This window comes from Nitrospiria bacterium (genome assembly GCA_035498035.1).
Classification (GTDB): Bacteria; Nitrospirota; Nitrospiria; order JACQBZ01; family JACQBZ01; genus JACQBZ01.
In genome coordinates this window covers 1-9,695 of the sequence record DATKAN010000020.1, presented here as the reverse complement: position 1 = coordinate 9,695, position 9,695 = coordinate 1, and the positions used below count along the sequence as shown (strand labels likewise).

13 protein-coding genes are annotated in these 9,695 nt (G+C 59.5%); 2 read left to right on the top strand and 11 right to left on the bottom strand.

Annotated elements, in window-relative coordinates; translation table 11 throughout:
* From VMN77_03435 to VMN77_03395, 9 genes are all read right to left on the bottom strand, one after another.
* A partial coding sequence (locus VMN77_03435; protein ID HTN42829.1) for a radical SAM protein occupies positions 1-260 on the bottom strand: 260 nt, incomplete at its 3' end.
* Positions 257-463 (bottom strand): twin-arginine translocase TatA/TatE family subunit, encoded by a 207-nt coding sequence (gene tatA / locus VMN77_03430; protein ID HTN42828.1) that lies wholly within the window; start codon positions 461-463, stop codon positions 257-259. The genes tatA and VMN77_03435, both read right to left, overlap by 4 nt.
* 18 nt (positions 464-481) lie before the next feature.
* A complete protein-coding gene (locus tag VMN77_03425) occupies positions 482-958 on the bottom strand; it encodes a cyclic nucleotide-binding domain-containing protein (GenBank protein HTN42827.1) in 477 nt (158 codons plus the stop codon).
* Positions 959-1,174: 216 nt separating this feature from the next.
* Entirely contained in the window at positions 1,175-2,323 is a 1,149-nt protein-coding gene (locus VMN77_03420; protein ID HTN42826.1) for a trypsin-like peptidase domain-containing protein, read from the bottom strand.
* A gap of 41 nt (positions 2,324-2,364) precedes the next feature.
* Positions 2,365-3,108, bottom strand: coding sequence for a gamma-glutamyl-gamma-aminobutyrate hydrolase family protein (locus VMN77_03415; GenBank protein HTN42825.1), 744 nt, complete (start codon positions 3,106-3,108; stop codon positions 2,365-2,367).
* 6 nt (positions 3,109-3,114) lie between these two features.
* Positions 3,115-3,666, bottom strand: coding sequence for a cupin domain-containing protein (locus VMN77_03410; protein ID HTN42824.1), 552 nt, complete (start codon positions 3,664-3,666; stop codon positions 3,115-3,117).
* Between the two features lie 105 nt (positions 3,667-3,771).
* Positions 3,772-5,049 (bottom strand): radical SAM protein, encoded by a 1,278-nt coding sequence (locus VMN77_03405; protein ID HTN42823.1) that lies wholly within the window; start codon positions 5,047-5,049, stop codon positions 3,772-3,774.
* Positions 5,050-5,240: 191 nt separating this feature from the next.
* Complete coding sequence (locus VMN77_03400) at positions 5,241-6,023, bottom strand: hypothetical protein (GenBank protein HTN42822.1); 783 nt, start codon at positions 6,021-6,023, stop codon at positions 5,241-5,243.
* A gap of 42 nt (positions 6,024-6,065) precedes the next feature.
* A complete protein-coding gene (locus tag VMN77_03395; GenBank protein HTN42821.1) occupies positions 6,066-6,755 on the bottom strand; it encodes a hypothetical protein in 690 nt (229 codons plus the stop codon).
* A gap of 147 nt (positions 6,756-6,902) precedes the next feature.
* Here VMN77_03395 and VMN77_03390 point away from each other — a divergent pair, with 147 nt between their 5' ends.
* Entirely contained in the window at positions 6,903-7,700 is a 798-nt protein-coding gene (locus VMN77_03390) for an OmpA family protein (protein HTN42820.1), read from the top strand.
* 65 nt (positions 7,701-7,765) lie between these two features.
* Here the strand turns inward: VMN77_03390 and VMN77_03385 are convergent, their stop codons facing one another.
* The gene (locus tag VMN77_03385; GenBank protein HTN42819.1) at positions 7,766-8,224 is read right to left on the bottom strand and encodes a hypothetical protein; all 459 of its coding nucleotides are present in this window, start codon (positions 8,222-8,224) and stop codon (positions 7,766-7,768) included.
* 84 nt (positions 8,225-8,308) lie between these two features.
* On the opposite strand from VMN77_03385, the gene VMN77_03380 reads away from it, so the two are divergent.
* Positions 8,309-8,881 (top strand): hypothetical protein, encoded by a 573-nt coding sequence (locus VMN77_03380; GenBank protein HTN42818.1) that lies wholly within the window; start codon positions 8,309-8,311, stop codon positions 8,879-8,881.
* 64 nt (positions 8,882-8,945) lie between these two features.
* Here VMN77_03380 and VMN77_03375 read toward each other — a convergent pair.
* On the bottom strand, positions 8,946-9,695 hold a 750-nt coding region (locus tag VMN77_03375; protein ID HTN42817.1), incomplete at its 5' end, for a hypothetical protein.

Below are 9,695 nucleotides of genomic sequence, written 5' to 3'. Positions count from 1 at the left end.
TCGGAAAGCATCCCGATCAGGACGGGCAGGTCGCGACGGACCAGCGGCTCCCCGCCCGTGATCCGAACCTGAGTGATACCCAGGCGGCACAGGATCCGGACAAGACGCCGGATCTCTTCAAACGTGAGGACCTCCGGCCGGGCTTCATGCGCTTCGCCCGTCTCCGGCATGCAATAAAGGCAGCGCATGTCGCAGCGGTCGGTCACGGACAGTCTCAAATACGATAGGGAGCGGGAAAATTGGTCGACCAGAAGGCTCATGGCGGGTTCTTTCCCTTGGAATCGTCCTTGGAGGGCTTGTCTTTATCGGGGAGGGAGGGCGGTTCGTGTTCGGACATGGATTTGCGGAACCCGCGGATGGCCTTGCCCAGGCCTTCTCCGATTTCCGGAAGTTTGCCGACGCCGAAGATCAAAAGAACGATCACCAGGATGACCAGCAGCTCCGGCATGCCGATTCCGAACATGGGTTCACCTCAAACGTTTCAGGCCCCGCTTTCCTCGCCTAAAATATAGTTGACCATGTGAAGAAAGCGTTCGTTCATTTTTTGAAGGGCCGTGCTCAGCGTGAGCGCGATCACCTTCATGATCTTTTGCGTTATTACGGGATCGTCTTTCTCCAGCCGCTCGTATTGATTCTTCGTCAGGATGTAGACCCTGACGTCCTGCGTCGCCCGCGCCAGGGCCGAATGGTTTTTTCCGGACAGAAAGGACAATTCCCCGAACAGCCGACCTTTCTTGAAGACCGCCAGGGTTTCCTTGTACCAGCCTTTCATGGTCTTCACGATCTCGACCTCGCCCTCGGCCAGCAGGTACAACGCTTTTCCTTCCTCCCCCTCGTTGAAGAGGATCTCCCCTTTTTTAAAGATCTTCTCCTCCATGATCTGGGCCAGCTTCGACAGCTCGTCCTCCGAGAGCTCCTGAAAAAACGGGACCGTCTTCAGGTCCGCCGCCTTGATCATCCGGGTCTCCGATCCGTTCCCTGTGAGGAAATGATTATACGCCCGCGGTTAAAACCCTTCAAGTGAAAAAGTGCGCTTACGATTCGCGGAGATAAAGAGCGTTCGCGGAGGTGAACTCCGCTCTGTATTGGGATGATGCAAACCGTCCTGTCGGATAAACCCATTCCACAGCGCGGAGCCTGTCTCCGCGCAGACAATAAAGGATGGCTTGTGTGGCTACGGAAACAGCCCGGGCAGACCAAGGCGGGATCCGCGGCCGGCGACGGGGGCGAGGGTGCGCTGTTCGGGAAAATCTCCCGGCAGCGCGGGCCGTTCCGGAAGGACGCAATCCACTTCACGGGTCGTTCCTTCCCGGTAGACCGTCATGTGGACCTGGCTGCCGACCTTCAAGGCGCTCATCACGTCAAACAGCGCATCGGACGAAACGAGCCGCACGCTGTTCACGCTTGTGATGATGTCGCCGCCGAGAAGGAAAGGCCGTTCATCGATCACCACCTCGAGGTGTCCCCCCTGCAGGCCGGCGCGTTCCGCCGGACTTCCCGGCTCCACCACTTCCACCAGGAGGCCGTCGACCAGGGGCATGCGGAACAGGTCGCGAAGGGCCCGGCTGACCAGTTGCCCTTGGACGCCCAGCCACGGGCGAACCACCCTTCCCTGGGTCTTTAGCGACGGCAGCACCGTCTTGGCCAGGTTGCTCGGGATCGCGAACCCGATGTTTTGGGCCTCCAGGATAACGGCGGTGGTGATGCCGATCACCTCGCCGCAGCGGTCGAGAAGAGGGCCGCCCGAGTTGCCGGGATTGATCGGAGTATCGGTCTGGATGAGGGGCTCTTGGAGCGAGAACAGAGTGTCCGGCAGAATGCGATTCATCGCGGACACGATCCCGCGGGTCAGGGTTTGGTCGAGGCCCAGCGGATTTCCCACCGCAAAGACCTCTTCACCGACACGGAGGCGGTCGGAGTCGCCCAGCGTCGCCGCCGGCAGCCGCCCGGAGGAGGGCGGCGTGATACGAACGAGCGCCAGGTCGAAGATCGGGTCCGCGCCGACCAATTGGGCCGGAAGGTTGGTGCCGTCGTCCAGCGTCACCGTAATCACCTGCCGGCCGTAGACGACATGGGAGTTCGTCAGGATCAGCCCGGATGAATCGATGAGGATCCCCGATCCGACCGCGTGGGACACGCGCTCGAGCGCGTTGTAGGGGTTGATCGTCGTTGTAGCGATGAAGACCACGGCGGGAGAGACCCGATCGAAAACGTCCGGGATGGATTCGGTGCATTCCGGATCCTTCGGCCGCTCCCCGGCCGCGTCCACGCGCACGGCGCTGGAGGAACTGAAGGCGCCGATCAAAAGCAGAATCCCCGCCATGGCCATCCCGCGAGTCCGGTCCTCCCTGCGGCGAAAATTCATCATGCTCGCGGTTCCGTCCTTACCAATTCCGCCCACCGTGTGAAGACCGAGCGACCGATGCCGCGGAGGCGGGTGAGGTGCTCTCCGGACTGTCGGAGGATCTCGCGACCTTCCAGGCCCTCGGTCTTCAGTTCATCCCGGAACGTTTCCACCATGTCCCGGATGCTTTCTTCGGTCACTTCCATATGAAACAGAACCCCGTAGGCCGAGCGGCCGTGGCGGAAGGCCTGGTGCGCCGTCAATTCCGACGAGGCCAGCGAAACCGAGCCCGAAGGCAGACCGAAGACATCGCCGTGCCAATGATAGGCCACAAAGGAAGGTTCCAGCTCGCCCCAGAGGGGATCGAGCCTCGCGGATTGCCTGAGCGTGATCGGATGCCATCCGATCTCTTTTTTCCTTCCCTTCGTGACCGGGGCGCCCAAGGCCGAGGCCAGCAACTGGCTTCCAAGACAGACCCCCAGGATCGGCTTGTCCTGCCGAAGCGCCTCTTCGATGAGTCGGAGCTCCTGCCGCAAGAACGGGTGGCGGTCCTGTTCATAAACCCCCATCGGCCCGCCCAAAACGATCAGGCCGCGAAAGTCCTCAAGGCCTCCCGGAATCGCCTGTCCGTCGAAGGGACGAACCACTTCATAAGGAATTTTCCTCGCGCCCGACCCTCCCGCGCCCAGCGCATCCGCGATGGTGCCGAGCGTCTCGCAACGGTGGTGTTGTATCGCCAGTATTTTTGGAACGGAGGCGGTCAATTCGGCTTACCGGGTGTTGGCCGCCGGAACCGACGAAACCTCCGGTTCCTCGTAGATCGCGACCCAGCCCGACGAATCCTTGAAAATGCGGATGCATTTGATCTTCCGCTCGGGCGTCAGGTCGAACCAATGGCGGGTATAGGCCGGGACCACCATCAGATCCCCGGCCACGACGGTGACGTCGAAGATCAGGTCCTTCTTCCGGATCGTAAAGACGCCGCTGCCGTCCACCACGAACCGGACTTCATCGTCCGTGTGGTGATGCTCCCGGCGGAATTTTTCCAGGATCGCATCGAGGTTCGGGGTGGCGCCGGACAAGACCACGACATCCTCCGTAATATATCCCTGTCGGGACTTGAGACCGGAGATCTCCGTCCCGTAGAGATTCAGGAGCGATTGCTGTTCTTCGGGCTTGAGCGTATAAGAATCTTTAAGGCGACCGTTGAGCCGCCCGACTCCCCAGAATTCATAGATCATCCCCTGGCCCTTCAAATAATCCGACACCGCACTTTTTTCGTCTAAAACCCGTCCATTCGAACGTATCGTGATCGTGGCCATCGAGACTCCTTTCGTTGGACCATTTAACTTTATTCAAAAGCCGCGCGGCGGTGAACTCCGCGCTGCGTGCATTAAAAATGTTTTCGCATTTACACCCTGCGGCACTTAATCCGAAAGTCCGCGAAAGCGCCCGTCCTTGAAGACGGGCGCCGCATGGCCGAAGGTTTTCTTCCGAAGAGCCTCCATATACTCCAGCGTGATGAGGCTCCGGCCTTCCTCCCGTGCCCGGCGTTCCACGCGCCCTCTGATCATCTTCTGAATAAAAAACGGAAGCCGCGAGAGCCGTTCGCCGGCTTCCTCGGACCAGATCAGATGAATCTCCTCCTCTTGCAACGGAACGATCCTCGGACCGCCCTTGGGAGTGTAAAGACACCAGATATCCTCATCCAGATAATCGTCGTGGGAGGCATAGGGCCGTGCGCGGCAGCCCCCGCACAACTCGGCATATTCGCAATCGCCGCATTTCCCTTTCAGTTTCGGTCGCCGCAGATCGTCGAAGACCGGGGAAGAATTCCACATGGTCGCAAAATCGTCATGACGAAGGTTCCCGATCGGGATCGGAATAAACGGACAGGGTGTCAGGTCCCCTTCCGGGGTGATCCGGGCATAGTGAGTTCCGGCCAGACAACCGCCGGCCTCGTAGCCTTGCGCCTTCGTGATCGGGCTGTCGGGGTTTTTCTCGTAGGCGATCCGCTTGAAATGCGGCGCGCACCGGGAACGGACGAACATTCCGGGATAACGCTCCTGAGCCTCCACCAGGGAACCCAGGACCTGCTCGTATTGCTCCGGCGTGATATCGGACATCCCCTCGCCCCGTCCGGTACAGACAAGGAAAAAAAGATTGAAGACGCGGGCCTTCTTCCGGTAGGCGAACTCCATGATGGCGGGGATCTCGTCGTAATTCATCCGGCTGACGGTCGTGTGGACCTGGAACATAAGACCGCTCCGGTTGCAGGCCTCGATCCCGTTCAGCGCCCCCTCGAGAGACCCGGGCCATTGACGAAAGGTGTCGTGTCGGGCGGGATCCAGGGAATCAATGCTGATCGACACGCCCATCACGCCGGAGGAGAGAAGATCCCGGACGCGGCGGTCCGTCAGGAGCGTCCCGTTCGTCCCGACCACCACCATGAACCCTTTTCCGGCGGCATACCGCGCGATCTCCGGCAAATCCTTCCGAAGCAGCGGTTCCCCGCCGGTCAGGACCAGGATGGCGGCCGGATTCACCCGGGCCATGCCGTCGATCGCGCGGTAGCCTTCCTCCGTCGACAGCTCATCCACCGATCCGGCGTCGCGCTCCCCGGCCGAAAGGTAGCAATGGGCGCAACGGAGGTTACAGCGTTTGGTGAGATTCCATGCGATCAGGAAGGGTTTGAATTCAGACATGTCGCTCCACTATATCTAGCCATATATATACCGGGTGATATCGATTTAATCCGATAAGGTACCGTAACCGCGAAACGGCGTCCATTCCCTCAAGGAGGTATTTATGACCGACAAATGGGGGGTGAGTCCGTAATCCATTCGGGGGGGGCCGAGCGGCGGGTTACCTCTCCGCCGGAGAATTCAGGATCGCTTTATTTGAACCGGAGACTGTCATTTATGTGGATATCCTCTCCCGCCACGATACGCCCCATCGCCGCGTCCTCGCCGACCTGATCAATGATGACCTCGCCCACAATCACCGGCGTGGGTTTTGGAATTTCACCCGTCTCGGGGTCGTTGACCTTATCCAGGTAGGCCTGGACGTATCCGGTCATGCCGACGACCAGGCCTTTATTGGAACCCCCGCTCAACGTGATGAGGCCGGCGTTCTTGCTGACGATTTTCATGTCGGGGACCCGGGGGACCGCTTTCGAGATCGCGACTCCCAGGGAATCGACGTCGTCCCGGGTGATCTCCATGGACCGACGGCCTTGAAAGCTCAAGGTATGCTGGTCGGCATACATCACGGCCTTGTTTCGGCTGAGCAGCCGAAGATCCATCACGATCGTCTTATCGACCCGGGAGAACCGCGTGACGGTCCCGGAAATAACCCCGTCGATCATTCGCTTGTCCATCAGGCTTTGGATCGCCTCCCCGGCCTCCTTGGCCGAGAGGCCCCGAAGGGGATCGCGCTCATAGAGGTCCAGCCGGCCCGATTTGAAGAGGACCGTCGTCAGGATATCGGGAATCGTCTTGACCAGATCGCCCGCCTGACCGGTCTGGTCCGTGAAATCCATGACCGCCACCCGGAATTTGAAGTTCTCGATCGCCACATCTTCCCGTGGACGGAAAGGCGCGGTCAGCGGCGGGGGAACGATGGCCCCGCATCCCCAGAACCACAGACCGCACATGAAAAGGAGGAGGCCTTTTCTCATGACCCGTCGTCGCATCTCCGTCCCCCGGATCGGCTCCATGGATTACTTGATCCGCGCTTTGGCCCATTCCCCGACATCGATCGGGTTGGCCAGTTCCGCGGCCTTCTTGTAAGCCTCCATCGCCTCCACCGGTTTCTTCATCAGATCATCACAGTAGCCCATCCAGGCATAGACATGGGAGTAGGACCACCGACTGGTGAGCAACGCGGTAAAGATCCGCATGGCCTTATCGCATTGACCCCGGCGCGCGGCGATTTCGCCGAGATAATAATAGCCCTGGGCATCCAAGCGCCGGGCGCTTAGGGCTTGCTGGACATAGCCCGTTGCGGTCACGAGTGATTTTTCGCGGGCTTCCGGACTCGTCCCCGGAAAGGTCGACTCGACGATGTGGGTGAAACCCATATTGAGGAGGGCGTACGGTTGGTCCGGTTTAATATCCAGGACGGCTTGGTAGCACATGCGGGCCCGAACCGCGTGAATCTCGCGAACCTGCAACCAAAAATCCGGCGGGGTTGGGTCGGCGGCCCTTTCTCGCATCATGAAGTCGCGATGGACGTCGCCGCGCCTCAGCAGGTCCTTGACGGGTTGGTCCTTCCTGCAATCGATGGGATAGTCTGCCTCGCGAACCGGGGGCGGCGCGGCGCAGGCCGTCAGCCAGAGCAGCAGGGACAGGCCGAAGAGACAAGGCATCCTGGAGCAGCGGATCGGGACAGGACTCATGGACTCCGACATCGACGGGCTCGTGCCTCCCGGAAAAATTGGCGACATGGTACCATGCGCAAAGGCGGAAGTCAATTAGAGGGGCTTGCGTCGCCGTTTCTTGCCATTTCCATTTCCGTCCATTATATTAGGGGACAATATAACCGAAAGGAGTGGCGTATGAAACAATGGCCTCGATCCCTTCTGGGCGTCTTCGCGTTGACGATGTTCTGGACCGGTTGCGTCAGCCAGCAGAGTTTTCAATCCGTGCTTCAGCAGTTGGAACGGGAACGTCAACAGAGCGAGCAGCTTCGCAAGGAAAACGATCAACTTAAATCGGACGCCGCGAAGCTCAGGGAAGACGCCGCCCGGCTGGCCGGGGACAACCAGGGTCTTTTGAAAGCGGCCCAGGATGATAAAACGAGGGCGGACGAACTTTCGGCCCAGGTGGAAAGCCTGTCCCGTGAGAACAAGGCCCTTATGAAGAAGAAAGGCGTCGTCATCAAGAAGCCGGACATGGCGTGGGCCAAAAGTCTCTCGGACGGATTTCAAAAGTCCTTTCGGGACGAAATACGAACCGGGAAGGCCCGGGTCAAGCAGACGGAGGATCGGCTGACCTTTGTCTTGGCGGAGCCGCTTTTATTCGATCAAGACGACGTGGAGATCACCCAGGAAGGGGAAGATGTTCTTGTCAAACTCGGCGAGGTCCTGGCCAGGTCCAAAGGCCGACAGATTGTGATCGGAAGCCATATGGATGACGCCCCGATCGCCGCCTCCATGGCCAAGGATTTTCCCACGGCCTGGGAGTTTACCGGAACGAGGGCCGTATCGGTGGTCCGTTTCCTTCAGGAAGAGGGCAAGATCAACGGAAATTGGTTGAGCGCGGCGGCCTACGGTTCGACACGGCCGATCGCGAGCAATGCGACGGATTCCGGGCGGGCCCAGAACCGGAGGATTGAGGTCGCTCTGTTGCCGTAAGCGACAAGCCCGGAGGGGTTTCAGGATTCCGCTTCGATCGGGACAAGGGTCAAACGTGGGCGGGATTAATTCTTCAGAATGACCTCGGCATCAACAAAATGCTCGAAATTCCGGCCGGCCTGGTTTCCTTCGATGTGATAGACCCCCTGGACGAGGGCCCGGTCTCCTTCCCGCACTTTGGGTATGGTGGAGATGTAAACCTGGACCGGTTTCACCTTTTCGGAGGATGTGGGGGAATCCTCTTCCAGGACGATCATCAAATACTCGCTCCCTCGCCGGCCCACCTGCATTTGCATGGATCGTACGCGCCCGGTCACGACAACCCGATGCCCGTCGTATTGTTTGGGGTCTGAAGCCAGGTCGCTCACCGTGGCCTGCATCGGCAGCTCTTTGGGAAACCCATAGGTCGGGGGATGGCCCCGGAACACCAGCAGGACAAGGAGCGAAAGGAAAAAGGTAAGGCCCGCCCGGGAAAATGCGCGCCTGCGCTCTCTGTCATGCGGTTCCAAGCATTCTCGATTCACAGGACACCCTTCTCAAACGGTTCGTCTTCTGATAAAATGGATTTCCAATCTTCCTCTTCACCCTCAAATCCGTCAGGGATGGCGATGAAAACGGGAAATTCTTTTCTTCGGCACTTCTTTGTGTTCGCACCCTTATTATACACCCTAACCGCCGTACTGAACAGCCCGGAAGCGGGAGCGACGGAGAGGATGGCCCGCGCGCCGATCCGGCTGGCGCAGGTAACGGATAATCCGCAAACCAACAGTAATCTATTGGTCGAACTTTTTCTGGCCAGGGAACGGAAGGCGGATCTGGACACGATCAAGAAAGCGTTCGGGGCCCTGGGAGTAACCCGAATCCGACCCCAATTTTTCCGGCTCGGGAATCCGCCTGAAAACATCGCGATCGGGAAAGACGTCCCGGCCGACGTCGCCCGGCTGGCCATCCGGCTGGCGGTCGAATACAATCGGGACATCAAATATCTTCTTCCCGAATACCGATTCTTCCCGGACCAAATCGTAATTGGGTCTTCCGCTTACGACGAAAAATCCCAGATTCCGATCCGACCGGAGGACCTGGAAAAATTGTCCGATCCCGCGCTTACCACGCGGGAGTTTCACGAGCTCTACCGGCATCTCACGGGCGAAGACAAACGCCTTCCGACCTACCTGAAATAAAGGAAAAGGGGCAGAGGGCCTTCCGCCCCCTGCCCCTTCATTACATCTTTGTTCGAACGGTTTTCTACCGGCCCTTCTCCAGCATGGAAACCGGAACGGCATTTCCGTCGGTCGGGATCTCGGCCGTCCGGCCGCTCCCCTCCCCGCTGTTCAGCGGAAGGATCCGTCGATCCCCGACGGGCAATACCCGCAGATAACCCCACTGCCCGGCCTGCGCATAGGGCATCCGGTGATTCTCCCAGACATAATCGCCGGGAATATGGGTCGGCCCGCCGGCGCCTTCCTTAATAAACACATCCAGATATTCCGATCCGCCGAACTGAAGGCTGCTCAACATATCCGCGCCCTCCATATTCGGCTTGAACGGCCATTCATGCCCTTCGATGCTGAAGATCTGGTTCTGCTCGTTGAAGGCCCCGAACACATGGATCCGGACCGGGTCCCCCGCATGCGCCAGGATCGTCGGCGTCACCGGCTCCGATTCCCCCGTCACGCAGGCCGTGAACATATTCCCCTCCTCGCAGCCCTTGTCCTCGCGATAGGACCACGGCTCGCTCCGGTAATTCACCCCCGTCAAGCCCGCGATCTGCTGGATGTAGGGCATGAAGGAGGTCCCGATGATGTTGTCCTCGTCCTGGAAGAACAACGAGGCGTCCCGGAAGTCCGAACGATTCGCGTTCTCCGGAATCGACCGGTCCACGAGCACATCCGCCTCCCAGGCGTTCTTCAGCGTCACATCCTCTCCCGTCTTCGGGTCCCGGTACTTCGAACCCTTCGGGCCCACGATGATCGCCCCGAACAGCCCGTCCCTCAC